Origin of the sequence: Paraburkholderia mimosarum LMG 23256 = NBRC 106338, from assembly GCF_000739815.1 — a bacterium.
GTDB lineage: Bacteria > Pseudomonadota > Gammaproteobacteria > Burkholderiales > Burkholderiaceae > Paraburkholderia > Paraburkholderia mimosarum.
In genome coordinates this window covers 1-26,777 of sequence record NZ_BBJJ01000077.1, presented here as the reverse complement: position 1 = coordinate 26,777, position 26,777 = coordinate 1, and the positions used below count along the sequence as shown (strand labels likewise).

The window sequence follows — 26,777 nt, the reverse complement described above, 5'->3', positions numbered from 1 at the left end:
TTTAAAAGAGGCCCAATCTGAAACTGCCGGCTGTCGCGTCGAAGCGATTCGACCTGTTGTTCCAGTTCCGCACTTTCATGGTCCCGCGCTGGCGTTCTTTGCGTTTCATCGATGCTGGAGCGTCTCGACCGACTAGCTGGTTCTTGCAGTTATACAGCGTCGGCCTACTCACGCCTGTTCTCTCGGCAACCACGCGCGCGCCTTGCTCTCTGGTGCACAGCTCGATGACTGCCGCCTGCTTCACTTTATGTGATTTTGGAACGCTACCAACTGCTGTGGCACCAGTACGTTTTCTGATTTCAGGGCACAACAGTTCTTCGATCCAGGCTGCAAGCGTCTCGCGACTCGGATAGCCCAAAGCCCTCAAAGTTGCGGCAGCACATCGGTCATCGCTCAAAATAATAATCGACGGCAACCTGCTTCTGCTCAGCCGAGTACCGCGGCCTTGAACGGACATAGCCAGCCCGTAGATGATCGCACTATTCGTATTCGCCATGCCACGCTTTGAGAGAATTCTTTGTCGGGTAACCCAGATGTCTGATGGTCGCCCCGAGGCGCTTTCCCAACTTTAGATAAAGCCGAAACGCTCGAAGACGCTCTTCATACGAGTAGATGAACTACCTCCAGGTAGTCGAAGTTTTTGTCCGCACGCCGTTTTGAAGAAGCTGGACCATATGTTCGTATTGAACATGGCGGCGTACAACCTCGTGCGCATGCGATCACTGACAAAAAACCGCTCATAAATGCCTGAAACGTGGCAACGGGAGGCCAGAAGTCGGCCTCAAGGCGCCGAAAGAACGTTGAATTCGCGTTGGCATTGCACAATGCGTAACCTTGCGACCGGCGAGCGCGTAAATCGAAGAGCGCCGCTTCCGCTTCCGGTGTATTTCCGCAACCTGCGAAGCGCACGTTCAACCGGTTTATCAATTAGCCGTACGGGGGGTTTTTTGCACCTCGTCAATTACATCTGAGAGTATGTCTCGCAGATCGATCAAATCTGTCCCGTTGAAGACAAAACCTAGCCAGCCATACCCCGGATGTCGCACATGAAGCAGGGCGCCGTCTGACATTGTTTCCCAACTGACCTGCCACAGTGGAAAGGCAATCGGGTCCAACTTCTGAGTCAAATCTGGCGGCGTGGTGTCTATCTCCGGCACGATGTTCAAACGTACCTGTCCTAACGTCTCAATCAACTTGCTGAGCTGATTGGCATTCATCCGGACGGCGGGTTCCGGGAATGCCAATGTGGCAAGATGCTCGCCTTTCGCATTGAGATCGAACTGAACGACGAAGCATGTCGAGTCAGTTTCAGGATCAATGTGAGTCATTTTTCCGCCTCTCCAGATTTTCTCTGGCGTACAGTGCATTATGGGTTAGTCCTGCCGACAGGCGGGTCCGTCTTGTCAACAGGCGGGGGGGCGCGCTCAACGTTGCCTGGTGCCTGCTGTCGACGCATTTTGTCGAGGTCAAACAGGTTCAGCGCCGAGCCGCCTTCCGCTGGACCGGTCGGCATCGGAGGAACAACCGGATCGTCATTGTCCTTGATCAGATTGTTATCAGGTCGGTACGCTCCTTGCACCCCTTGAATATAGTCGTAGCGGTTCTGCATCAACGCAGTCGCCGTGGCTCGGTCCTTGACAATTACAGGACGTAAAAACACAAGCAGGTTGGTCTTCGAGCGGGTTTTGTTTTCAGAACGGAACAACTGGCCAAGCCAAGGAATATCGCCCAGCAGCGGAACCTTAGTGTTACTAACTTCATAATTGTCCTGCATTAAGCCGCCAAGCACGATTATTTCACCGTCGTCCGCCAGTACCGTCGATTGGATCGAGCGCTTGCTAAACGTTGGGCCATTCGGGTTCGTCGCCACGCTTGTTGTGCCACCGATGACTGCCGAATCTACGGTTACTAGTTGCAACTTGAGAAGGCCCCCTTCAGTAATTTGCGGTTTGATATCCAGTGACAGGCCGACGTCGAAGCGGTCAACAGTGTTGAACGTCGTCGGATTAGTGCCGCTCGTGCTGGAGAGACTCGCGTAGTTTCCAGTTGGGATCGGCACGTTGCTGCCGACCATAATTTGTGCTTCTTCGTTATCTAGCGTGATGAGGTTAGGCGTGGACAGCACATTGGCGTCTGTCGATCGCGAGAGCGCTTGCAGCAGCGCGCCGAGACCCCGCACCCCGAAGATGTTCTTGATCCAGCCGACATTGAGGCCCTGCTGGAGGTTGGGCGCCCCGAGCGCGCTCGCGAGGCCGCCGGAAGCGGCATCGGCTGCCGCGGCCGCCGTCAGGTTGATGATGCTGTTGCCGCTGCCGGCGGCGAGATTGGTATTCGCGTAAAGATTACCGTTTGCGACCTGCCACTGAATGCCGAGGTTGGCGTTCGTGTTCGAATTCAGCTCGACGATCAGCGCCTCGATGTAGACCTGTGCGCGGCGCGCATCGAGCTGGTTTATCACGCTACGCAGATTGCGATACACCGCGTCCGGCGCCGTGACGATCAGCGAGTTCGTGGCCGCGTCCGCCTGGATCATGCCGCCCGGCTGGTTCTCCTCACCCTTGTCCTTTTCGCTGCCAAAGTGCTGCGCTTCGTTGCTGCCGCCGCCGCCGTATGCGCCGCCGCCCGACATCGAACTGCCCAGCGACGAACTGCCGCCCAGGGAGTTCGGCAACGGCGGCGTGCCGGATGTGCCCGTCGACAGGCCGCCGCCGCTGCTGGTCTGGTTGAAGCCGCCCGCATTGCCCGGCGACGAAGACGACGGCGTCTCGTTGCCGCCTTTCCCCAGCATGCCGCGTAGGGTCTTGGCGAGCTGCGTCGCGTCGGCGTTGCTCAGCGGCACGACGTGGATATTGCCCGGCATGCTGGTGGGCGCATCGAGCTGCTTCGAGAGCTGCACCGCGGAGGCGAGGCGCTGCGTGTTCGACGCGCGCAGCATCAGCGAGTTCGTGCGCGGGTCGGCGATGGCCGAAACCTTCAGCGGCGGGTCCGAGGCGCCGATCGCGCCCGGATCGAGCATCTTCGCGATTTGCGGCGCGATGTCGAGCGCGTTGGCGTTGTGCAGTGGCACCACCTGCACCTGCTGGCCCGCAGCCGAGTCCACACCCGCGATGATCGAGGCGATGCGGCGTACGTTGTCCGCGTAATCGGTCACGATGAGCGTGTTGTTGGACGGGTAGGCGGCAATGGTGTTGTTCGGCGAGATGAGCGGACGCAACACGGGCAGCAGGTTGTTGGCCGACTCGTGCCTGAGCGTAAAGACCTGGGTAACCACCTGGTCGCCGCGCGCGGTGGGCGCGTTGCCGACGTACGTAGGCACGCCCTGGAGCTTGGCGTCGGCCTCCGGCACGACCTTGAGCACGCCGTGATCCTGCACGAGCGCGAAGCCTTGCATGCGCAGCGCCGACTGCAGCGTCTTGAGCGCCTGGTCCTCCGGCACCGGATTCTCCGAAACGACGTTGATCTGACCCGTTACGCGTGGGTCAACGATGATCGTTTTGCCGGTGGCGGCGCCGATTGCCTTCGCCACCTGATCGATTTGAGCGTCGACGAAATTCAGAGTCACTTGCGCGCGCGCACTCTGCGCAGTGATCAATCCAGCAAGTAAAAGGGCCGCAGCCGCCCATCGGAGCACCTTACTATCTCTTTTCATGAAATTGATGTGTGTTGGTATCGCCACGTACGAAGTGGACTCAGCAGGCTTCCTTGCCGTCCATGGATTTGATGCGACGATCCAGAACCGCCTCTGTAAAAGCGGTCGCGGTGAACTGGCTGCCCTGGTCGGCGTTGAAGATTTGAGGCTGGCCGTATTTCGCGAATGCCTCTTCAAGCGCCTCGACCGCATGGATCGCTTCCAGCGTGATCGCCACACGATGTGCCAATACCTTTCGGCTGGCCTAGTCCACCACAGCAGTCAGATACACGAAGCCCCGCGCCATCGGGATGTTATCGACCGCCGACACCTGGTTGGCGGGTCGATCGTCATTCACCGCCGCAGATACGGCCAGATCTTGTGCTGCTTGTCGCCGCGGCTCGTGTTCGGCTTGCGGTACAGCGTTTCGACGCCCATGCGTTTCATCAGCGTGCCCAAATGCCGTCGGCCCACCTTGTTGCCTTCGCGGCGCAGCAGACACGCCAGCATGCGCGCTCCCCCGAACGGGAACTCAAGATTCAGCTCGTCAATGCGGCACATCAGTTTCAGGTCCGTCTTGCTGACCGGTTGAGGCTGGTTGTAGACGCTTGATCGGGCGATCCCCACGAGTCGCGCCTGTTGCGCAATCGGCAGCGCGTGTGCGCGGTCGATCATCGCTTTCCGCTCAGCAACCCCGCCTTGCTGAGCGCTCGGCTTAACAAATCGTTCTCGAGCGTCCACGACAGGCTCACTGGCCGCCGCCTTGCCCGTTTCGAACACGTCCGCCACGCGTTCCTGCAACTGCTCTTTCCAGTCCGTGATCTGGTTCGAGCGCACATCGTACTGCTGCGCCAGTTCTGCCAGCGTCTTGTCGCCATTCAGGGCGGCCAGCGCTACCTTTGCCTCGAATGCCGGGCTGTGCGCCCGGCGACCTCTTTTCGCCATCTTCTGGTTCCTTTTCGCTGGCCACTATGACCAGCTCAGGCCCCAGCCGTGCCTTATCGACCTGTCCAAATTTCCGGCGCCACCTCTGATGTTCGAAGGGGAAGTGATCGCCAAAAATGTTTGGCACGAGCAACGCAAGCTCATCAAATACAACCAGCTCCTCGCGAACATGGTGATTCTCTGCAACGTGCAGTGGATGTCACGCAAGTTGAAAGCGCTGCAAGACAAGGGCCTGCCGATCGACGCCGAGGAATTGCAGGTGCCCTCGCCGTATCGACGCAAGCACATCAACCGGCTCGACTCCTATCGGCTGAATGTCCAATGGAGGCCACGCCACTCGCCCCGAGCATTGATTTCTATTTTGAATCATATGATTAGGTTTGTTTTGGCGAAAATTTCGCGATTCCCGGCCGACCCTCACGCCAGTGTTGCCGGAATTTCTCGCGAATAGCGCCGAAACCCACTTCTTCGCAAAATTCATTGCAGAGATGTCACACCCCGAGACATTCGAGATTTACAGACTGCGAACAAAACCAAAAATGCGCCAAGATTCGGCAATCACGAGCAAACATCCATTTCCAACTCTTCGTCCCAGTAGCAATATCTTGCGGCAGATGCCGGCGCAGCGGCGACGAGCAAGATGACGAATGCTAGCGCACATCATACTACCTTGTTAATTATTAGCATTAGAAAATATCCATTATTTAAATTTTTTAGCACCCACCAAAACTCGACATAAGTCCAGATCGTCGATCTTGAATTGCTTCGACGAACTTGTCTAATTAATTATTATATGGCACCCCATTAGAAAAATTTACACCACTGGACATCGAACCTAGGCAGCCCTGTTCTTCGTGCTGGTGGCCGACTAGATCCAGGACGAACGGCCAGCGACCGCAGAGAAGCTACGCTGCGCCAGCCCGCACTGGATGCGCCACGCGCATGCGTCGCACGCAGGCTGCAGGTGTCGCACATGAAGCTGCGCGCGTCCCGGGCGTTCTGGCTCGTGGCCTACCCGAGCCAAGGTCACGAGATGCTGTTCGACGCCCATACACGCTCGTTCACGGCCTTCGGCGGGGTGGCACGCCGTGCCTCTACGACAATATGAAGGCGGCCGTCGACAAGGTCCACAAAGGCAAGGGCCGCACCGTCGACTCGCGCTTTGCGGTGATGTGCGCGCACTACCTGTTTGACGCGGACTTCTGCAAGGTGGCCAGCGGCTGGGAGTGCAATGTATTGAGACCTTCAGATGTGCAGCGAGAAATGTCTGAACGGCTCGGTTTTGTGGCTGTTCACGTTGTCGCGGATGACGGGAATCTCCTTTCCTCGTGGCTGGGCCGACACCAACTCGATGAGGAATGCAACAAACTGGGCGCTGGTACGGCGTGCCGCTTTTTTGCCGAGCACTTCACCGGTCTATGACTCCGTCATCCGCGACTGCCTACCCGAACTCTTTATCCAACCTGTGCGTTTCCTTGCTTGTATAGCGAGTTGACGCGTAACTCGCTGCCGTCGATGACCGACGACAGCAGCCCACCAGACTGCGACTTTCTCAGCGCATCGACATATCGCCGACGCCCCCAGTCGTTGTGAACACCGTCGTTAAGAAGGCGATTTGCGGTGACCGATAAGTGAATATCGACAATAAACAAACACCATCAGACATGCTCGAAGCGGAGCGCGCATTCGCGCCCCGTCAAATTGATACAGCCATTTAGTATGAATTGTTCTTGTTGAAACATAGCGCATACTAATGCGTGTATGCATGGAAGATGATCTTGATGTCAAGTTCGTCAGGAGGGCTGCGCTACCTGTTAGCGCGATGACCCCATCGTAGCGGCGCTTACTCGTTCTGACTACACCATCTCGACACAGCCCATTGGAACGCTATCTGATCATTCCAAAGGTCGTCTGTGAGGTACTCGGTGTAAGTGACCAGGCTGTGTACAAGAGGGATATTTCACCTCATTGATCGACACGAAAGGATCGAACGCGGTGTGGGCTTTGGCGCGTGTCGCAGCCATCCAGATCGCCTGATGTCGGCCTTCGAGCGAGCCTGTTGCGACTCCGGCAGCGCATGAAGCACATTGCCCCATTTTTTGCAACCAGCAGGGCTGGCCCTGCGTCGCCGCAAACGCCTCTTCCAGAGCCGCCCAGAAGCCCATTGCGCCGTCGCCGACGGCCAGCCGTACCTGCTTGCACGCCCCGCGCTTTCAGATCGAGCAGCAGCTCCAACCACGATGCCTTCGCTTCTCGATACCCGTCGCCGATCGCCATGCGCTCTTTGCTCCCATCGGGCTTCACGCCGATCATCACAAGCAGGCATTGGCCATCGGAGTTCTCGCTGCGCGGCCCGATGTGAATGCCGTCGACCCACCAATAGACGTAGCACGACTTCGACAGGTCACGCCGACTCCACGCCGCATGCTCTTCGGCCCACTGCGCCGTCAACCGGCTCACGACACTCGCCGACAAGCCCTTCGCGTCCTCGCCAGCAGCACGCGCAACGCTTCGCCCATGTCGCCTGTCGAGATGCCTTTCAGAATAAGCTAGGAGCGCCGCGCTTACACGGAGTGACTTCCTCACATACGGCGGCACGATCGACGAATTGAACTTCACGCCCGATCCTGATCGATCATGCACCTTCGGCACCTTGTCCGCAATCGGCCCGGCCGCCGTCAACACCTCGCGTTCGGGCAAGTAGCCGTTGCGCGCCACAGCGCGTTGCCCGTGCAGCGTCTTCACGTTCTCGAACCGCTCCAGCAGCTCCGCCAACTCCGCTTCAATCGCTTGTTGAATCACCTGCCGCGCCCCTTGACGGACCAATTCGTCCAGTCCGAGGCTGGCTCCCGATAGACCGACGACTGCTTTTTCCGTATCCTTGCTCATGGTGGATGGTTTTGTTGTTTGCTGGTTTCCGACTTCGACAATCAGATTCTCAGCTGAAATCTCCACCACCTTCAATCTCCTGGCTCAACTCCCCCGTACATTAGATTAGAGCTTATCTCCGCAGCATCGAAACCGCCCCTGTCCGCTTGTCAGTTGGACGTGAAAGCTGCTGACGAATCACCCCCGGCAGATGCTAACAAGGACAAGACAACTGAACTTCGCAACGTGCATCAAGGGAGGAGTTGCATCCTGACGACTCATACAAGCACCAATATGATTCGCCCACCGACTTCAATTGTTAGGCCGAGCCGGCAGGGATTCACGCAGACTATCAAGAGGGATGTGCCGCTCTCCGTCGGCTTCCTGAAGAACCCTGAACACCTTTTGCTCAGCGGGGGTGGAGATGACAAAGTCGTTGTACGCATTCAGCAGAAGATTTCGATAAACCACGAATAAGGTTGCATCGTGATCCGCGGACAGGTCTTCCGCCTGTCTAATGTACTGGAAGAAACGCCTTAGTATATGTAATCGACTTACGTTCACCACCTTTTCGTCATATGAGATGGCGAAGAATCGGAAGAAGTCCTCAGCCGACGAAAGCTGGTGCAGTTTTTCAATCATTGCTTTCACGTGGTTTGCTCCGTATCTAACAAAGTTGGCCGCGAAGCCGCCCGTAGCGACCCCGACGAGTTTTATGCCATCGCTGAGCGCTTTCTCGTTGACGAAGGGTCTTAGTTCGCCCGTGCCTTCTGACGTGGCGATCGACGGCACGCAAGGTTCATGCCATCCCACCTAAACCTGAATGATGTTTCTAGCATTCATCGCCATTTTTGATGACCGTAGGTGGGCCGGTGTCACGTCGCCTTGTCTGAATTGTCTGGATTCGGACAGCGCGGCACGTTGCGCGAAGTGCATCCAACCGGCTTCGACTATCTGCGAAACTTTACTGAACATGAATTGGGACGCTGCTGGCGCAACCCAGTCTGCTCGTGCTACCACGAACGGACTTCGCCGCCGGATAGGTACCAGCAGCACCTGTCTGATGATGGATGTAGGATAAGCCTACCTTTTCAAGCATTTGGACTCACAACGGTATCGCCTGCGTCGATAAAACTTCCCTTAACACCTTGAAGCTACGCAGTTCCCGTACTCCTGGCAGGAGCAACAATTGTGCAGCATCTAACCGGTTGAAGCTCTCATTGCCGCGTGCACGAACGAGCAAGAAATAGTCAAACTCCCCGCTCACAGCGTGGCACGCAACGCAGCCCGACACTTTCTGCGCCGCTTTCTCGAATGCGGCAAACGCTTGGGGCGTCGAGCCGTCCAGCACGATCCCGATTACGGCGAACATGCCCGCGCCGAGGGCCTTCGCGTCGAGCAGTGCGACGACTCTTCGTATCAGCCCCACCTCCTTGAGCCGTTCCACGCGCCGCAGGCATGCCGGTGCACTGCGTTTCACTTTCGCTGCAAGGCTGACAATCGATAGCGAGGCGTCTTGCTGCAAGTGTCTGAGGATCGCGCAGTCTACGGAATCCAAGGCGGCCATGTCCTTCTGCGCGGCGACTGGATGCGCTGTCAATTTCATTGCACTCATCTCCCATCCGACGAATCAAAACCATTCGAAAAATGTATCGTTGTCTCATGCGCTGCCCGTGCAACTCGCCTTCCCGAGCGAGAGTCGCTTGCGTCAAACCATTCAATATCTGCTAACTTAGTGCCGCTATACAGCCCGTATTCAATGAGCGTGGCGCTAGTTTCTCTGTGCGCAGGACTAGCGCAGTTCAACGTCGAATGTAGACGTCCGTGATCGAAAACATCAACTGGTCAAAAAGAACGTCAATCGACACGCGATGAGTCCCAAGGCACGCGCCTCGGATCTCGCTCACTTGTTCCCAATGGCGCGAGCAGATCTCCACTGCGCCGTTCCGAACATCGCTTCACTCTTGATAGCGACCTCAACGAGGCGAGTTCAACAGCGTGAATGATTTGGCTTGTCGGTTGCGCACTCGCCCCAGGAAACTGATTACGCGGCTGAGCAATAGCGTATTGAGCACGAGCGCTGTGGCTCGGTACTTGCTTTCCTTGCTTGTGCAGATGCACATCGTCAAGACGGATATCGTTCTCTATTAATTTCCCCAGGAAGATCCATGATTTCCCAACGATCAAGCATATCGACAGAAACCCCGTGTGAATTTCTGACGTTCACGGCGCGAGCAGCAAAAGAAGCCGCCGAGCTTGTCGCACAGAGCCACGAAGAGCCGCTGTATATTCGGCTGCGCGCCGAATTTCGTGCTGGAGGACAGCTAGAATACTTTATTATCCTGGTTGACTCCGTAAGCGATTCCGACACGAAGGTGTTTACACAGGGCCTCACTGTATTCGTTGACGAGACTAGCCTAAGATATTTTATCGGCGCCCAGATCGACTATGAAGAAGATACCCCGCTTCCCCGCTTCGTGATTGAAATTCCGAGTGTATCAACATCTTGCGGCCGCAGTGAAGCATTTTCCTCATGTCCGCGCTGACATCGTAGCATGCGAATATTTATATCGCTTGCACGAGGTCTCGATGCAGAACAAAGATGGCGAATCGGCAACGCGCGGACCACCGAATGGATGAGCTTCACGCAAACGTCGACTAGTTTGCGCGCTGGTATCAAAAGTACCGGAATGAACGCACTCACGGGTTCATTCAGTCACCTAACACCCGTTGCCATCCATATGTGAGTACCGCCGGGCGAGCAATCACGCTGGCATCAGCCGGCGGAGCACGAATCGCAACTTCACTGGATCGACGCCATACGTGGTGCGCCATGCTGTCCTCCAGCATTACCAACCAATTTCCCTCGGGCACTGAGGCGCGTGACTCGACAAACCCACGCTTGCCGATAACATTAAGCTCACAAGCTTGCATCGAAGGGGCAATTCGACGCGCAAGGAGGACGCGCGAGGTCCGATCTTGAATAGTTGCAGTAGAATTGTGCTCTACGCCGCACTCCCGCTAGCCTGTTCGACTTGATTGAGACGGCCGCTCAACTCGTTGGAAATGCGCCGCACTTCAGTCTACAACGACAGTTCGAAGACGCAACCTTCACAGCGATCAAATTGATCGGGATCGAGCTGGCGAAACGCCTTCGCGAAGCATTCGGCGCTGTGGTAGCTCGCCGCAAAGCCAAAGTCAGGCGTATCTGCGGATCGATCCAGTCGGTATAGGGTTCGCCGGCCGAGAGGGCGACCCTGAGCTGTTTGACCGAATGCGGCAACATCGGAAGCGAGCGGGCGAAGAGAGATGGAGGAGTTTGCGAGGCCGCCAGCTCTGTCATGCCGACGGGGGGCGGCAGAAGAAGAATTCACTCACACTGCCCGCTGCGTTTCGAAATGTGCCTGATCGTGGTGGATCATCAGCGGTTGATCCCGGTAAGCTCATGAATCCGGCACGGGCTCATGCCGCGCTCGAGCAACGTGAATATCGTGCTTTGCAAATACGGCATAAAAACGTACACCACTTGGCCTCCTTCTTCGAAGGAGCCAAGAATCGATGCCTTGCAACATCGTCCGTGGTCGCTCAGCCGCTTAGCGCGGGAACGTCAGACGTGGGGGTTTGAAATGCCCGTCGCCTGAGCAATATGGTGCCCGCTTGGGCATCGCGCGCACGAGGCATAGGCAGTTCGTGTTTGTAGGCGCGTATCCGTCAGCTAGGCAGCGCGAAAGACGAGACTGCTTCGCGAAGAATGGCGACTTGGTCCCTGAGCGAATGCGCAGCCGCAGCGGCCTGCTCAACAAGTGCAGCATTCTGCTGCGTCACTTGGTCCATTTGGCCAATAGCCTGGTTTACCTCCTCTATGCCTTCACTCTGTCCGCGAGACGCATCACTGATCTCTTCCAGGATTTCATTCACGCGCTGCGCCGACGCGACGATATCTGTCATCGTTGAGCCGGCGTTGGCGACGAGCAATGCGCCTTCTTCAACGCTGACTGTCGACGTCCCAATTAGCGCCTTAATTTCCTTCGCCGCTGTTGCTGAGCGCTGTGCGAGGCTTCGCACTTCTGCGGCTACTACCGCAAAGCCCCGCCCCTGCGCACCTGCCCGCGCCGCTTCGACGGCCGCGTTTAGCGCGAGGATGTTAGTCTGGAATGCGATTCCGTCGATTACTGCAATAATGTCACCAATCTGCCTTGAACTGCTCGTAATGTCTTTCATCTTGTTGATCACGTCGTCGACAACACGGCTGCCACGGGTCGCGATCTCTGCGGCTTTGCTCGCCAGATCCGCAGCGATGGCCGCGCTGGCGGCGTTATGCTTCACATTCGCAGTCATGGCATCCATGCTCGATGCGGTCTGCGCTAACGCCGCCGCTTGCTCCTCCGTGCGCTGCGACAGGTCCGTATTGCCAGCGGCAATTTCGGCTGCTCCCACATTGATATTCTCGGCACCGTGGGACACTCGCGAAATTGCATCGATGAGACCGCTTTGCATGACGTTCAGCGCACGTAATAAGCTCTCTCGGTTGTGATGCATGACAGGGATGGGAAAGGTAAGATCGCCGCGCGCCATGCGCTGTGTGGCCGCAACTGCCACTTCCAAGTCGCCGCCGAGCGAGTGTCTTATGCTGCGTAAGACGAGCAACATTAAAATAGTGGCGACGGCCCCGAGGGCGACAGTGATTCCGATCCAGCGGACGAGTTCATTGTAGAACGCTTTTTGGACATCATCCATATACATGCCCGTGATGAGAATCCAATCCCACGACGCGAACCGGAGCGCATAACTCGTTTTAGGAACAGATACTTCACTCCCGGGTTTGGCCCACAAATACTCCACGAATCCGCCCTTACTCTCATCGGCCACGTTCGCCAAATCGACGAAGAGGTGCCTGCCAGCCTTGTCGGTGAAGCTTGACATGTTCTTGCCGACGAGTTCAGGCTTGAATGGATGCATTAGCGCGACTGACTGAGAATTGATAACAGTAAGGTAGCCGTCTGTGCCATACCGAATCGACGAAAGCACTTCCAAGGCCTGCCTCTTCGCCTGATCCTCGGGGATCGCATGCTGCTGCGAAAGCTGGTAGTAGTGACTGACGATCGAGTTGGCTTCTTCAATCAACAATGAGAGTTGCTCTTGACGATCTGAGATCGTCTTAGCCCGGTTCTGCCACGCGCCAAAGAAGATAATCATGATGATCCCAACCCACAGGATCATGATTGTCGAGGTTAGTTTTCTATTGAGGGTCATGGCGTAAGTCTCCTTATATCGCAGAGCCGCTGCCTTCGCAACAGCATGAAGCGTCGGACTAGTCGGGCTATTCATCCATGTAGCTGTCCAACAACTGATTCAAAATTGCTTAGCTACACCTAATGCCGTGTACCTGGCACAAAGGGCTAACGGCAGGTCCACGGTATGAGACCGCACACCGTCAGCGTCACTTCTGATGCAGCATACGATCACTGATATCGACCAATTTCTCGAAAACTGCTGTCATCCAATTCTGATTATTGCGTAAGGATTCATCTGGCTAACTGCCCCACTATTTGAAGGTTTCGTGTACTACTCTTCAGGGCTGCAACGTGGACGTGGCACCCAAGGCTGCGTTGGACCAACCTGCGGCACTCACGCTCCGAGTAGGTCCTTCGCGATCCACTTGCGGGTAGATTGGCATTGCCACGGACATACTTGGACGCAGCGCCGCCTCGACCAGCGCGTTTGCCCTCCTCGCCGCAACGCTGCTGCCCGTCGCGGCTGCTCGAAACGCCCTGCAACTCAGTGTCATGCTCTGACATACGCGTGCACTTCCCGACTGGCAAGCACTGGTCGACCTCGCCGAGTGTCACTGCGTGGACGTCATTAATCGATTGCAAAAGGGGCCGATGACCGCAACGGGGGCCTCGATGATCGGCGTATTGATGGCACCACAGGATGGGCTAGGGAAACCACATTGCGGGCTCATGGTCTCTCAGGCGCCGGTCCAAACGAAAGAAATTTCCGCAAGCTTTTTGCACTGGCACAACTATGCCGGAAGCGATAACTCTCGTCCCCGGTTTAACTGACGTGGCAGTGAAGCGTGAGCCGGTCCGCCAATGCCTTCGCCATCTCGCGTTGTGGCACACGCGGGACCATTCGCCGAAGTCGAGATTGATGGTAATCGCCCGCGCACTTGTGTTCGTACGGGCGGCCGAGCGGATGGAAGAGGAGCGCTCCGCCGACCCGCCTGAAGGGCTAAAGTTCGACGAGCATAACCAGCACGGCGCAGTACGCCCAGCCGCAATCCGCCCCACGCGCCTCTGCTCCTTCTCCGGCTCCACGCGCAGTGGCGAGACCCACTGCCGGTGATGCCGCATACGCCAATAGCGGTCACTAGTTGATGTATTGTTCAGACACGGTCCGCCGGGTCGTGTGCGGCCTCCGTAAAACTCATGTCGGCCAGTGCATAATAACTTCGCGATCAACGTCAACAGCCGAGCCGTCGCAGTCGAACCCGCCCAGATCGCGATCCACCGGAAACTTCGCCAACCAAATCTGACCAGAGAGCGGATTTGGCTGGTGTGTGCGGTACGTTCCTGGCGCTGGTGTTCGAGTTCGCGGTGCACAGGCCGGTCATTTTCCTGCTCGGCAGTAGGGATCGCACCACCGCGCCGACGCACCGCTCGCCGGTGTGATAGCGGATGAGATCTGCAGCATGCTTGTCGCTGTCGAGCCGGTCCGTCTTGCCACGACGCGCACGGCGGTTCACCTCGATACTGGTCAAAGCCACAATGGAATCAGCAATACCTCTCATCCAGCGGTGCAGCCAGAAGCCGTCGTGACCAGCTTCATAGCAGCTGTAGACTGGTCCATCGCTGCCGAGATGGCAACGCGCTCTCGCATTCGTGATGGCGCCTATTGCCCCCGGTCACCATACAGCGATTCGGCGCGCGCTGTCCATCACCCAGTGAGAACTTGCAGTTCTTTTCGCCTAGGTCAAAGGCCATGTACGGCGGCCACCTAGCGTCGCATTCCGCCCACGAATAGCTGTGTCAGACGCGTCCATTTGCGTGCGCCTTCGAAGGAGATCTGTGTGCAAATTCTGCGTTACTCCAGTCGGGCTTACTGCCGCTGCTCTCCCTCATTGCATCGGGTTAATTAATCGAGATTTGCAACTTCCAGCAGTGGCTTTTGTTGGATCGATTCGAATCGGATTGCGGAGAGCGGCCAAACTTCGGTGTTATGAACAACCAGTCAAAAAGTCGTGCGGACCGCCCTCTGCCGAGTGGCCGCGCACGATCGCCCACGTCGAGGGGCTGGGCAAACCAAGCCTAGGCAAAGACCATTGCCATCAGCGGACAATGTCATAACTGTAATCAGTCTTTGCAATATCGACCGTACTCGTATCGAGCTTTTCGAAGAATTCGTCCAGTAGTGACACTAGCACGCGCAAACCACCCTCATACCCCCAGGTTGGGAAGCGGTGATAGTGGTGGCGGTCAAAAATAGGAAACACGAGTCTCACTAGCGGTGTCCCCGTATCGCGCTCCAAGTACTTCCCGTGAGTGTTGCCGATCAGGAAATCGACTGGTTCGGTAAATAGCAGCGAGCGCAGATGCCAAAGATCGCGCTTCGGATATGCCTTGCATCCCGCGCCGTATGGCGACGCGTCCAACAACGCCTTGACCTTCTCGGCCCATCCGTCGTTACCGTTTGTCGACACAACATGCACCGGCTCCGCACCGAGCTCGAGCAGGAATTGCGTGTAACCTAGCATCTGATCGGGATCGCCGTAAAGTGCATAGCGTTTGCCATGGAGAATAGCCTGACTGTCCGCCATTGCATCAACGAGCCGCCCCCGCTCCCTTTCCAGTTCTGGCGGGATCGGTTTACCCGTGACACGCGATATCTCCATGAGGAAATGGTCGGTACCAGCAACGCCGACTGGTGAATTAAGCACAACTACCTCTTGGCCGTGTTCCGCGATATACTTCGCCGTCTTTTCGCAGCAATACTCCTGGAAAATGAACGTCGCTTTCGCATTCAGTGCGCGTTCAACTTCGTTCTTCGTCGTTCCGCCCTCATACATGCGGAATTCGCCATCCGTTGGCGTATTCCATGTATCGGAAGGATCGCAGATGATGTTGACGCTAACGCCAAAGAGATCGAAGATACGTCGAATCTCCTTGATGTTGCCGACCACGAAACCGTCAAATCCACCGATAAAGTTTACACTCTCATCCCGCACACGTATGAGTGGCGTTGCCGTACCCGCCTTGCCATCCCAGAAGTGTTTGAGAATGCCCAATAGAGCATTGTCGTAACCCGTCACGTGACTGCCGACAAACGCGGGTGTATGAGCGAACGGCACATCGTAGTCTTGAGGAACACTCCCCTTCTGCTTACTATTCTTGATGAATGCATCGAGGTCGTCACCGATGACTTCCGCCATGCAGGTCGTCGAAACGGCGATCATCTCGGGCTTATAAAGGTTGTATGCATTCGCCAGACCGTCGATCATATTGTTGAGCCCCCCGAAAACCGCCGCGTCCTCGGTCATTGACGAGCTCACGCACGACGTCGGCTCCTTGAAGTGCCGCGAAAAGTGCGAGCGGTAATAGGCCACGCAGCCCTGAGAGCCATGCACGAAGGGCAGTGTTCTATGAAAACCATTCGCCACGAATACCGCCCCAAGAGGCTGGCAGGCCTTCGCTGGATTGATGGTTAGCGAGTCGCGCGCGAAGTTTTTCTGCTTGTAGTCTTCAGTCTTTGTCCATTCGGCAACCTCCCTCACAGCCTCATCTGGATGGTTGAACTCAAAATTTTGCTTCTTGTTGCGCAAAAGCGCCTGATATTCCGGCTCGCGAAAGAGCAGTTCGTGATCGAGAATGTTGTCGCTTGATTGGGGCATGACTCGCTCCTGAATCGATTTCCTGAAGAGCCTTCAGACGACACGGCCGCATCGCCAACGGCCCGCCTGGCTCACGCCGCATTCTTCCAGGGCGCCTTGGAAAGAGTCCACACAGGACTCGAAATTGCCATGTCCATGTCGCGCGCAAAGATTGCGAAGCCGTCATAGCCATGGTATGGGCCTGAATAATCCCAACTGTGCATCTGGCGGAACGGAACACCCATCTTCTGAAAGACGTACTTTTCTTTGATTCCTGAACCGACGAGATCAGGCCGCATGTGTTCGACGAACCGCTCGAATTCGTAGCCGGTCACGTCATCGTAAATTAGAGTGCCATCCTGGATGTGATGCGTAGTGCGCTGATAGTCATCGTTATGGGCAAACTCGTAGCCGGTACCAACGACTTCCATGCCGAGGTCCTCGTACGCCCCGATGACATGGCGCGGGCGAAGGCCGCCTACAAAAAGCATCACTTTCTTACCCTCGAGGCGTGGCTTATATCTCGCGATAACCGCATCCATCAGAGGGCGGTATTTTGCGATCACCCTTTCGGCATTGACCTTGATCGTCTCGTCAAATCGGCTCGCGATCTCTCTCAGGCTCCTTTCGATCATTGTAGGACCGAAAAAGTTGTATTCCATCCAAGGAATACCATACTTCTCTTCCATATGCCGGCTGATGTAATTCATCGACCGATAGCAGTGGAGCAGGTTGAGCTTCGATCGCGGCGTATTCTCCAGTTCAGCGAGCGTGCCATCGCCCGACCACTGCGCAATGACGCGCAAACCCATCTCCTCAAGGAGAATACGGCTTGACCACGCGTCGCCACCGATATTGTAGTCACCGATGATCGCAACGTCGTACGGAGTTGACTCGAGCGCGGAATGTTTATTGGGATCGGCACGGTCGAATACGCAATCGCGAATCGCATCGTTCGCGAGATGATGCCCAAGCGACTGCGATACCCCGCGAAATCCTTCGCAGCGTACGGGTACGATTGTGTGCCCTTCATACTGTGCGCTCTTCTTCTTCGAGACTGCCTCGATGTCATCGCCGATCAGACCGATCGGGCATTCGGTTTGAACTGATATGCCTCTGTTGAGCGGAAACAGTTCCTGAATCTCATCGACGATTTTGTCGAGCTTCTTGTCGCCACCGAACACGATGTCCTTCTCCTGAAAGTCAGAAGTAAACTGCATCGTGACATAAGTATCGACTCCAGTTGTTCCGACATAATAATTTCGGCGCGAACCCCACGAATACTGGCCGCAGCCGACGGGTCCGTGACTGATGTGAATCATGTCCTTGATCGGCCCCCAGACCACGCCCTTCGAACCGGCATATGCGCAGCCGCGAATCGTCATCACACCTGGCAGCGACTTAATGTTGGACTTCACCCCACAGTCCGGCCTACCCTGCTCGAAAGTGCCTAAATGCTTGGCCCGCCGCTTGGCCATCTTTTCCGGGTAAGCTCGCAGCACTTCGTCAATGAGGGCCTTGTGAGCGGCCTTACGTTCTTCAACCGTTGCGGTCATTGCATATCCATAAGTGGGAGAAATGTGATCGCCGAAATCGGTTGCCGTACGCCGCACGGCAACCGTTGTCCCCGCAGCCGTCAGGTGGTCAGTTCAGCCGCTGCCTTGCCGACCTTCGATTCATCGACCTGCACCATGATTCCTTTTTCCATCAGGAGATCTTCGAGTTGGTCCATCGTGATCGGCGTTGGGATCACGCCATTGCCGGCGTTGTTATGCACCTTTTCGGCAAGCGCGCGATACTGGCCGGCCTGCGCACTCTCTGGCGCGTACTCGATCACCGTCATGCGGCGTAGCTCCGCATGCTGAACGATGTTGTCGCGCGGTACAAAGTGGATCAGACGTGTGCCGAGCATCGCTGCGAGCGATTCCGCAAGCTCGAGTTCCTTGTCGGTCTTTCGCTCGTTGCAAATCAGGCCGCCCAAACGCACGCCACCGCTGTTGGCATACTTGAGAATCCCTTTTGAGATATTGTTCGCAGCGTACATAGCCATCATCTCACCTGACATCACGATATAAATCTCCTGTGCCTTGTTCTCGCGAATTGGCATTGCAAATCCTCCGCACACCACGTCGCCCAGCACATCGTATGAAACGTAGTCGACCCCGTCGTAGGCGCCATTCTCCTCCAGGAAATTAATCGATGTAATGACACCGCGACCCGCGCAGCCGACACCCGGCTCTGGACCACCCGACTCCACACAGCGTATGTCTTTGTAGCCAATCTTCATGACATCCTCGAGTTCGAGGTCCTCCACGGAGCCGGCTTCCGCCGCGAGAGAGAGAATTGTGTCCTGTGCCTTCGCATGCAATATCAGCCGTGTCGAGTCAGCCTTCGGATCGCAGCCGACGATGAGTATCTTTTGCCCAAGGTCGCTGAGCGCCGCGAGCGTGTTTTGCGACGTGGTCGATTTGCCAATCCCGCCCTTTCCGTAGAAAGCGATCTGCCGAAGTTGAGCCATCGTGATACTCCATTGAGATAGAAGGATTAAACCAAGGTTGCCATTCAACGCTGCAAAGCCGCGATCATGCCCTCAGCGTGCAGTGTCCATGATCTTCTTCTGCAGAGTCACGCATCGGCCGGATGGTGTCCGCGCGTCGCTATAGTGCAGTTTCTATGCCAAGGCTCGAGAATGGTTGAAATGCCTTATAAATCGCGCTTTCAGCAAACATACCAGCATGGCACCTACCGACGTTCGCAGCGTCGGCTTCCTGACAAACCGTGCGTCGTTGTCGCAAACCAGATTTGCACCACCTTTTTTTTGGCCAGCCTCGGTCAATGACAGTGGGCCAGCGAGCGGCGGGATTGGTGGTACGGAATTTGCACATGGAACTGCATGCTTCTTATCCAACGACGAACTGTCACCACCATTCCACAGTATTTACTCAAATTGAATAGGGAAACCTAATGAATGATATGACTATCGACAAGGAACTTCACCAGACCATTTTCGCCCGCTTGCAGTTCGAGGGCCGTTTACTTAATGCCGTGTTTAAGGGCCCCACCAGTACGCCTCGGCGCATCGGTTTTCGGGGCGAACTCGCGCTACGCTTCGGACCGCAACTCGCTGACGAGGCCCGCCCCCCTGAACTGTCTTGCGAGCAGGTCATGGCAGTAGCCGACGTCGGCGACCCGCATCTCGTATTTTTCGCGGGATGGCTATTGAGCTTCGAACATCTGAAAGACGTCGCCGAAGTATTGGGAGACGCACTCTCGCCAAAAGGAAAATATTTTCTGTTCTGCGACAACATCGATCTTTCGAGTCGCTATCAGGTGCACTACGAGGACGCAGTATTCTATGTCCTTCCTATCGTGGAATCGACGGTCTACAACGAAATACTTGAGCTCCTGTATCTCGATAAGGCAGAGCTGAAGAAAAAGGACACTGCAGGGAAACTCGACGCGGTCTCCGACGCCGGGTCGAAGTTCGACTTACGTTTCGATTCCCTCACTTACGCGCAGGGACTCGAATTGATGGGCCCAGTCCGTGATCCCAACGAAAACAGACCCGTCTAAGTTTCATTTCGCCGCGGTGCTTCTGCATGAAAACGCCGCCATGCATCTAAGCTATCACAACGCTCACGCAATCTAACTGGAGAATCACCATGGCATTGCTACTCGATGCCGCCGCACGTCGAAGAGCGGACGGTCAGCGCCTCCCGCACGCCGATGAAGGTCTGCAAGCTCCTGCACGTTCGTCAGTCGCTAGATGGCTGTCGGCGCATGAGTTTCCCGATGTCCATTCGTGCAGCGTTGACGGGATAACGCCGCTGATGCTTGCAGCGATGCATGGGGAAGACCGCATCGTCGCCGCGTTGCTCGACGAAGGTGCACCCGTCAGTGCGCTCGACGACAACGACAACGATGCGCTATGGTACGCATGTCTATGCGGAGCGCCCGGACCGATTCTACGGTTGGTCAGTGCCGGTCTAAATGTCGATCATGCCAATGCGCACGACGTCACATGCCTGATGCAGGCAGCAGCCTGCGGCAGAGTCGACGTCATGTGGTTGCTAATATCCCTTGGTGCGAGTGACAGTTTGGTCGCGCCAGATGGGCGAACTGCTTTCGACATGGCCACGGATTTTGGACTACAGCTTCTGCTAACGGTAGACCGACTCAAAAACGCCATGCGTGAATCGTCGCGTTTCGCCGATGATGCCACGTCGCGCAACCTTGCGCATTGAGGAAAAGTTCTCATGCCACTTTACGACTTTGTATGCCGAAACTGCAATTTGCGGTCCGAGATACTTGTACGCCCCAATTCATTGACGTCATGTCCGCGTTGCCGCAGCAATGCACTGGATAAACAGGTCAGCGCACCGTCCGCCCCTCCCCGCAACAAGGCACTCATTACGGCAGCACGCCGCCAGGCCGCTCGTGAAGGGCATTTGAGCAATTATTCCGTGGCCGAGCGCACGCAATTATTGCATCGACCTTGAAACGCCCCAAAGAGCTGCCGCCTGTCATTCCATATCTGCTTGCAAAAAAATTAACTCCATGGAAAATCATATGTCACCGCTGCCTTTTTACCTCAGCGCACAAAGATTCCCCGTTGTAAATCCTGGCAACGGGAAACAACTACGCAGACCTGCAAACACAATTCAGTATATCTCTTCTGCGTGCTTGTTCTGGATATTAACATGGATAATGCCCGCATACTCGCGGAGCGTGGATTCCCATATCGAATCATTTGACAGATTCATGGCTGACACGAGGGCTGCCGCAGCTCAGGATTTTATTGGTCGCTCTTGGCTCGAGTCCGGGGCGCATCTTGAGTCAGATCATCAACCTCCAATATCTCGCAACTACAAAGTCAATGATCCGTCTGCTTTCGAAGGGATGCGCCAAGCGATTATTGAACGTTACAATGGAGTACACGTCTCAAGGAGTTTTATTGCGAACGGCCAAGCCTATGACTGCGTTCCGGTGATGGAGCAACCTGCTGTCCGGACATATCGAATTAGGCAAATCGCAACACCTCCACAGTTAGCGTCAGCGACAAAGCTCAAGCGTGATTTATCTAGCCGATCGGCAGGGTCGTCTGAACAGTTTCAAAACGGTGTGAATACGCCAAGCTGTGGTACGGGCAGCGTCCCCTTGAATAGAGTCACATTGAAAGAGCTTAGTCGATTTACGACAGTAGATGCATATCACAGAAAGGCGCCTCCCCCGATGACCATGCTCCCGTCAAGCAGCGAATCAGCGAATGCACCCTTTATCGCGAGTCAACTGCTCTCCGCGGATCCCTATGCACACAAATATGCGACATTCGTGCAAAACGTCGAGAATCTCGGGGGCAACGTCACGTTCAATGTCTGGAATCCGAAAGTGGATACTGCGGCGGATCAGGTCTTTAGTTTGTCCCAGATCTGGATTCTTGGTGGAGACAGAGCCGGCGGTGCAAACCCTTTACAGTCAGAAGAGACTGGCTGGATAGTATCTCCTTCCAAGTTTGCGGACAATCTGCCGCACTTCTTCATCTTCAGCACCGCCGATAACTACGTAAACACCGGATGCTGGAACAACAGCTGCGGGGATTTCGTGCTGGTTTCGGAGAAAGCGGTACTCGGGGGTGCGTTAGTTGACATCAGTTCTCCCGGCGGTCAACAGCACGAGTTCAGTGCCGGATATCATCGCGACGCATACGGGAACTGGTGGCTCTTCCGTGACGGCGTCGCGATTGGTTATTACCCCGCGGAGTTCTATCAGGGCGGACAGAATAGTCATAACGCGACGTCGATTGGGTTTGGTACAGAAACAACTGGGCTTACGTCTTGGCCAGGCGCCGGTAGTGGTAATTGGGACAGTCAACTATATGGCCACGCAGCTTATCAGCGCAACCTCTACTACTACAACCTCGCTGATACTGCCGCCTGGGATGATCCGCAAGTGTTCGAGCAATCGACCTGCTACCACGCGGCCGGTCCATTCAGCAACGGAGATGGCGGTTATATTCCCGCCGATAACCACAGTCCAAGTTGGTGGACCCGATACGTCTTCGTTGGCGGCCCAGGCGGAACACAGTGCAGATAAAGACGGCATCGAGCGCGTGATTCGTACGGTTATATGATGCATAGACCGCATAAGATCCCGAGATGTGGCGTTTGGTCGTTTATCTCATTGCGTGGAAAGCATCGAAATGCTGACCGAGCCGGAGTGCCGTCGTCGGCGCACGGCGCAGAAAAATCGCCATCGTGCAGGAAAAACTGGAGCCGGGAGCATCGGTGTCAGCCGTGGCACGTCAGCACGGCGTCAACGCCAACCAGGTATTCGGCTGGCACAAGCACTACTAGGAAGGCAGGCCAAGCAGCCGTTGTGCCGGCATCTGAGCTGGCCGCCGCCAACAAGGAAATCAAGGAACTGCAACGGCTACTCGGGAAGGAGACGCTGGAGGTCGAAATCCAGAAAGGAGCCCTGGATTGGGGTCGTTCAAACAACCTGATTGCGCGCGCCCTTGCTGCCAGGGGACGACCGATGAAGACGGTCTGCGAAGTTCTCGGCGTGGCGCGCTCTGCCGTGGCGGTGAAGCGAGCTCGCTCGTGACTGACGCGATGGTCGCCGTGCACGCGTGGCTGATGACACCGGATTGCTCGCGGAGATTCAGGGGCATGTGGCGCACCCGCCGACCTACGGCTACCGGCGTGTCTGGGCGCTGCTGAGCCGCAGCCGGGAGCAGACCGGTGCGCCGCGCATCAACGCCAAGCGCGTGAGCGGGTCATGCGTGAGCATCAGTTGCTGCTGCGCCGCCCCGGCGTGCGGCGAGACAAGCGGCAGCATGACGGTCGCGTTGCCGTGGACCGCAGCACCCCGCTGGTGCTCCGATGGCTTCGAGTTCCGGTGCGACGATGGTACGCCGCTGCGCGTGACGTGTGCGCCGGACTGCTGCGGCCGCGAGGTGATTAGCTGGGCAGCGACAACCGGCGGGCATAGCGGTGATGTGGTGCGCGACGTGATGCAGGCCGCCGTCGAACAGCACTCCGGCACCACGCAGGCCACGCAGCCCATCGAATGGCTCACGGACAACGGCTCTGCCTACATCGATCACCGCACGCGCAGCGTCGCTCGCGAACTGGATCTTGAGCCGCTGACTACGCCGGTCCGTTCGCCGCAGAGCAATCGCATGGCCGAATCGTTCGTGAAGACCATGAAGCACAATTACGTCGCCTATATGGACACGGCGCTCTCGCGTCTGGCTATCGCGTTTCAACACTACAATGAGCGCCACCCGCACAACGCCCTCAAATACCGCTCGCCACGCGCGTTCAGGCGTAATGCGGTGTCATCAACCTAACGGTGTCCGCGTGTCCTAAGTTACAGGGGCAACTCCCGAGGTCTTCTCCGTAGGCGATTCCGAACGAGGCGGAGAACTCACCCAACGCCGACCTTAAATGGTACACGACAACCATGCTATACCGACGCTCAGCTCGCTTTTTTGTGGCGCAAACAGGTAATGAAGTTCGTACGCCAAGCGTTCGCCGTCACCGACTAATTGCTCACTCTGCACTCTCCTCTTAACGTCGACTCGGGTTGATATCGGCAAGTACAGGAGAGGCCCTAATCTAAGCCGGCCAAGGTAATTCTGTGTGCAATCCAGGGAGTGGCATGTGCAGGTGCGCTGGTGATTGCATCGCCCGGGTGATGCCCACCCCGCGCAGGGCCATCGAGCTGACGAGCGTTCAGTCGCCGCGACAGCCTCATGGCTGTGCCGAGCGAGTAAGCTCGAACGAATCGAACGTCGAACCATCGCTCTAACGACTCTAAAACCCGCGAAAACTAGCTAAGGCGTGTTCACACTATCTGAGCCCGTCGACGATGAGCGCGAAATTGAAAAAGGCGAGGAACATCACGTCCAGTTTTTCGAATCGCGAAAAGATGCGGCGGAAGCCTTTGAGGCGGCGAAACAGGCGCTCAACTTCGTTTCTGCGCTTGTACATTTCCCGATTATATTCGCATGGTTCAAGGCGATTGCTTTTGGGCGGAACGACGGGAATGAAACCCAGGTCGAGCGCGATTTGCCGTGTCTCGTCACCTTCATACGCCTTGCCCATGATGAGCTGCAGTGGTCGGTTGGGCCGCCCAAGGCTTTGCAGCAGCGCGCGTCCTTCTGGAGCATCGCCAGCCTGGCCTGGGGCAGCGCGAACGTTATGGCTGTTCGAGCATCCGCGGCAACCATATGAATCTTGGTGGTCCATCCGCCACGGGATTTTCCAATTGATTGGGGGCCGCTTTTTTTAATGCGCCGGTACCATCAGGATGAACCTTTACCACCGTGCTATCCAGCGAGACCGCTTCGATCCTGACGCGAACGATCTGCTCACGCTGCAACTCCGTAAACACGCGATCCAGAACACCACTCCTGGACCAGCGGTTCATTCGCGTGTAGATCGTGTGCCATCGGCCAAAACGCTTGGGCAGTCCGCGCCATTTGCAGCCGTGCTCGGCGACGTAAAGGATCGCATTCAGCACCTGCAGGTTCGTCAAGCTAACATTGCCCCGCTGTCGCGGCAGGTAATGCTCGATCCGCTGATATTGGGCTTCGGTGATTTCCATCACCGAAGTATACGATCGAACACAATTAGTGTGAACTCGCCCTAGTCGACTGCGTCATTGAAATGGCACTGGTCGAATTCGCCGCGATGGATCGTCGTACTTCCATTTAATCGGCCTGGGATTCTTGTTGTGCTCGCGGATGTAGCGCATCAGCTTGCGCTCCAGATCCTTTACCGTAGTGAAGATGCCTCGCGCAATCACGTCGCGCTGGATGCGCGAGAACCAGTTCTCCACCTGATTGAGCCAGGAGGTATAGGTCGGCGTGTAATGCAACCGCACGTTTCGGTGTTGCCGCAGGAAATCTTGCACGCGCGGGGTCTTGTGGCTGCTGACGTTGTCGCAGATCACATGGATCTCTTGTTTGGGCCGCTGGCTGGCGATAACGTCCGTGAGGAAGGCCACGAACTGCTCGCTGGTATGGCGTGGCGCCGTCTTGCCGATGACTTCCCCGGTTGTCGTGTTGAGCGCGGCGAACAGGCTCAGCGTGCCGTTTCGCTTGTATTCGAAGCCGTGGCTCTCGGCGCGCCCGGGTGACAGCGGCAGCATCCGGTCTTTACGATCCAGGGCCTGAATTGCCGTCTTCTTGTCTACGCAGAACACCACCGCGTGCGCGGGCGGGTTCAGATACAGACCGATCACGTCTGCCGCCTTAGTCTCGAAGTCAGGATCATTAGAGACCATGTGCGTATCGAGCCGATGGGGCCGCACGCCGTGCTTGCGCCAGATGCGCTGGACCGTCGAGGCGCCCACATCGCCCAAAGCCGCAGCAAGCTTGTAGCTGCTCCAATGCGTTGAGCCGTCCGCAGGCCGGTGCTTGAGCGTGAGATTCAGAACCCGCGCCTCCAGCTTTTCAGGCCGATGCACCGGGGCTCGTCCCGGATGGCGCGCGTACAGGCCTGCCAGCCGCTCGGCCAGAAACCGGCTCGCCCAACGGCTAATGAAGCGGGAGTCACAGCGCAGCCGCTGCATGATCGCCTCACGTGTCTCTCCGTCGTCAAGCATCAGGATCAACCGGGCACGCCGCTTGTCCGCTGCGCGCACCGTTTGGCTACGAGCCGCCGACAGCAACTGTTTGCGCTCAAGCGCGGTCAAGTTCATCTTTTCCATGCGTTTCATTGAATACCAAATCAGGTGCTTTTTCAATGACGCAATGGACTAGTCTAGATCACCGTCGTGTGGTAGGCCGCCTCGCAAAGTGCGATTTTTCAGTCGCCATCGCAAAACGCCTCCTCTGCCAGTATTAGCATATCGGCTCGCGCTGCGTCCGTGGTCACATCAATACAAACGCCTGTCCATGTCGCTAGATAGACCCGGCGACCACGGAACTCGATGAAGGGCTTCTCATCGCTTATCTCGGCGGCGGTGAGCCGAATGACACGGACGTCGGGATAGCGCTTTCGCCAAGTTACCGCGGCTTCCAGCAGCGTCGGTTCGGTAAGAACCAGTTCACTAATCGCATGAATCTGCTCCACAGTAAGGCCCATGTCATTCGCACCCGCCTGACACGCGCCGCGCCTCGACAGTTACCGGAAGCGTGGTGTCGTCCGCAAGTTCGGGCAACTGAAACTGCCAGCCGTTAGCAAGCGTAATACGTCCACCCCACAGTTGCGCTCCATCGATGTAGACGATTGGCTCCTCAAGATCTTTCTTTGGAACGTAGGCCTTGAATACGCCATTGTCATCCTTTCGGATCGTGACCTTCACGTTTATACCCCCCGGGTTGATTAAGCGATTCACTCCACACTTATGGCTGCGGCAACCGACGGACGTGCCGCGCGTGCGCAGTACGATGCCTCCTCGTCTCACACAAACAGGATGAGTTAAGGGAGTCCACCATGACCGAACAGCTCCCTAACA

General features: G+C 56.5%; 19 protein-coding genes and 6 pseudogenes. 9 read left to right on the top strand and 16 right to left on the bottom strand.

Annotation, left to right across the window (positions count from 1 at the left end; translation table 11 throughout):
- From BMI01S_RS39560 to BMI01S_RS41225, 5 genes and pseudogenes are all read right to left on the bottom strand, one after another.
- Window positions 1-614: pseudogene (locus BMI01S_RS39560) on the bottom strand (IS3 family transposase); the annotation flags it as partial.
- Window positions 615-923: 309 nt separating this feature from the next.
- A complete protein-coding gene (locus BMI01S_RS31115; protein WP_028211974.1) occupies window positions 924-1,328 on the bottom strand; it encodes a hypothetical protein in 405 nt (134 codons plus the stop codon).
- 38 nt (window positions 1,329-1,366) lie between these two features.
- Window positions 1,367-3,649 carry a type II secretion system secretin GspD gene (gspD, locus tag BMI01S_RS31110; protein WP_081901416.1) on the bottom strand — a complete coding sequence of 761 codons (2,283 nt, stop codon included), beginning with the start codon at window positions 3,647-3,649 and terminating at the stop codon, window positions 1,367-1,369.
- A 40-nt stretch (window positions 3,650-3,689) separates the two neighbouring features.
- Entirely contained in the window at window positions 3,690-3,866 is a 177-nt protein-coding gene (locus tag BMI01S_RS44160) for a hypothetical protein (RefSeq protein WP_154671409.1), read from the bottom strand.
- A 116-nt stretch (window positions 3,867-3,982) separates the two neighbouring features.
- Window positions 3,983-4,573, bottom strand: a complete 591-nt coding sequence (locus tag BMI01S_RS41225) for a transposase (RefSeq protein WP_154671408.1) — start codon at window positions 4,571-4,573, stop codon at window positions 3,983-3,985.
- An 85-nt stretch (window positions 4,574-4,658) separates the two neighbouring features.
- On the opposite strand from BMI01S_RS41225, the pseudogene BMI01S_RS31100 reads away from it, so the two are divergent.
- The 3 pseudogenes from BMI01S_RS31100 to BMI01S_RS39545 form a co-directional block, all read left to right on the top strand.
- Window positions 4,659-4,951 (top strand): annotated as a pseudogene (locus BMI01S_RS31100) (Tn3 family transposase); the annotation flags it as partial.
- 470 nt (window positions 4,952-5,421) lie between these two features.
- A pseudogene (locus BMI01S_RS43325) lies at window positions 5,422-5,538 on the top strand (site-specific integrase); the annotation flags it as partial.
- Window positions 5,529-5,810: pseudogene (locus BMI01S_RS39545) on the top strand (IS21 family transposase); the annotation flags it as partial. The pseudogenes BMI01S_RS43325 and BMI01S_RS39545, both read left to right, overlap by 10 nt.
- Before the next feature lie 728 nt (window positions 5,811-6,538).
- On the opposite strand, the gene BMI01S_RS31090 reads toward BMI01S_RS39545, so the two are convergent.
- The 3 genes from BMI01S_RS31090 to BMI01S_RS31080 all read right to left on the bottom strand — a co-directional run bounded on the left by BMI01S_RS31090 (window position 6,539) and on the right by BMI01S_RS31080 (window position 9,047).
- Window positions 6,539-7,531 carry a transposase gene (locus BMI01S_RS31090; protein WP_081716359.1) on the bottom strand — a complete coding sequence of 331 codons (993 nt, stop codon included), beginning with the start codon at window positions 7,529-7,531 and terminating at the stop codon, window positions 6,539-6,541.
- 222 nt (window positions 7,532-7,753) lie between these two features.
- Entirely contained in the window at window positions 7,754-8,083 is a 330-nt protein-coding gene (nifW, locus tag BMI01S_RS31085) for a nitrogenase stabilizing/protective protein NifW (RefSeq protein WP_407669094.1), read from the bottom strand.
- Between the two features lie 463 nt (window positions 8,084-8,546).
- Window positions 8,547-9,047, bottom strand: coding sequence for an Lrp/AsnC family transcriptional regulator (locus BMI01S_RS31080; RefSeq protein WP_028232443.1), 501 nt, complete (start codon window positions 9,045-9,047; stop codon window positions 8,547-8,549).
- A gap of 562 nt (window positions 9,048-9,609) precedes the next feature.
- Between BMI01S_RS31080 and BMI01S_RS39540 the strand changes: the two genes are divergently transcribed.
- Window positions 9,610-9,987 (top strand): HesB/IscA family protein, encoded by a 378-nt coding sequence (locus BMI01S_RS39540; protein ID WP_081723564.1) that lies wholly within the window; start codon window positions 9,610-9,612, stop codon window positions 9,985-9,987.
- 1,165 nt (window positions 9,988-11,152) lie between these two features.
- On the opposite strand, the gene BMI01S_RS31075 is transcribed toward BMI01S_RS39540, so the two are convergent.
- From BMI01S_RS31075 to nifH, 4 genes are all read right to left on the bottom strand, one after another.
- Window positions 11,153-12,694, bottom strand: a complete 1,542-nt coding sequence (locus BMI01S_RS31075) for a methyl-accepting chemotaxis protein (RefSeq protein WP_028232442.1) — start codon at window positions 12,692-12,694, stop codon at window positions 11,153-11,155.
- A 2,077-nt stretch (window positions 12,695-14,771) separates the two neighbouring features.
- Entirely contained in the window at window positions 14,772-16,331 is a 1,560-nt protein-coding gene (nifK, locus tag BMI01S_RS31065) for a nitrogenase molybdenum-iron protein subunit beta (RefSeq protein ID WP_028215379.1), read from the bottom strand.
- A gap of 71 nt (window positions 16,332-16,402) precedes the next feature.
- A complete protein-coding gene (gene nifD, locus BMI01S_RS31060) occupies window positions 16,403-17,866 on the bottom strand; it encodes a nitrogenase molybdenum-iron protein alpha chain (RefSeq protein WP_028215378.1) in 1,464 nt (487 codons plus the stop codon).
- An 80-nt stretch (window positions 17,867-17,946) separates the two neighbouring features.
- Window positions 17,947-18,828: a nitrogenase iron protein gene (gene nifH, locus BMI01S_RS31055; RefSeq protein ID WP_028215377.1), complete on the bottom strand. Its 882-nt coding sequence runs from the start codon at window positions 18,826-18,828 to the stop codon at window positions 17,947-17,949.
- Between the two features lie 446 nt (window positions 18,829-19,274).
- On the opposite strand from nifH, the gene BMI01S_RS31050 reads away from it, so the two are divergent.
- The 5 genes and pseudogenes from BMI01S_RS31050 (at window position 19,275) to BMI01S_RS31030 (ending at window position 23,661) form a co-directional block, all read left to right on the top strand.
- Entirely contained in the window at window positions 19,275-19,883 is a 609-nt protein-coding gene (locus BMI01S_RS31050) for a hypothetical protein (RefSeq protein ID WP_042291777.1), read from the top strand.
- A gap of 89 nt (window positions 19,884-19,972) precedes the next feature.
- Entirely contained in the window at window positions 19,973-20,554 is a 582-nt protein-coding gene (locus BMI01S_RS31045; RefSeq protein WP_042291776.1) for an ankyrin repeat domain-containing protein, read from the top strand.
- Between the two features lie 12 nt (window positions 20,555-20,566).
- A complete protein-coding gene (locus BMI01S_RS39535; protein ID WP_081716303.1) occupies window positions 20,567-20,809 on the top strand; it encodes an FmdB family zinc ribbon protein in 243 nt (80 codons plus the stop codon).
- Between the two features lie 733 nt (window positions 20,810-21,542).
- Window positions 21,543-22,403, top strand: a complete 861-nt coding sequence (locus BMI01S_RS42125; RefSeq protein ID WP_028215375.1) for a neprosin family prolyl endopeptidase — start codon at window positions 21,543-21,545, stop codon at window positions 22,401-22,403.
- 106 nt (window positions 22,404-22,509) lie between these two features.
- Window positions 22,510-23,661: pseudogene (locus tag BMI01S_RS31030) on the top strand (IS3 family transposase).
- A gap of 502 nt (window positions 23,662-24,163) precedes the next feature.
- On the opposite strand, the pseudogene BMI01S_RS41220 reads toward BMI01S_RS31030, so the two are convergent.
- From BMI01S_RS41220 to nifT, 4 genes and pseudogenes are all read right to left on the bottom strand, one after another.
- Window positions 24,164-24,920 (bottom strand): annotated as a pseudogene (locus BMI01S_RS41220) (IS5 family transposase).
- A gap of 54 nt (window positions 24,921-24,974) precedes the next feature.
- A complete protein-coding gene (locus tag BMI01S_RS31015; RefSeq protein WP_028232438.1) occupies window positions 24,975-26,036 on the bottom strand; it encodes an IS630 family transposase in 1,062 nt (353 codons plus the stop codon).
- A gap of 89 nt (window positions 26,037-26,125) precedes the next feature.
- Window positions 26,126-26,404: a hypothetical protein gene (locus tag BMI01S_RS31010; protein WP_028232437.1), complete on the bottom strand. Its 279-nt coding sequence runs from the start codon at window positions 26,402-26,404 to the stop codon at window positions 26,126-26,128.
- A gap of 1 nt (window position 26,405) precedes the next feature.
- Window positions 26,406-26,624, bottom strand: coding sequence for a putative nitrogen fixation protein NifT (nifT, locus tag BMI01S_RS31005; protein ID WP_028232436.1), 219 nt, complete (start codon window positions 26,622-26,624; stop codon window positions 26,406-26,408).
- Between the last annotated feature and the right edge of the window lie 153 nt (window positions 26,625-26,777).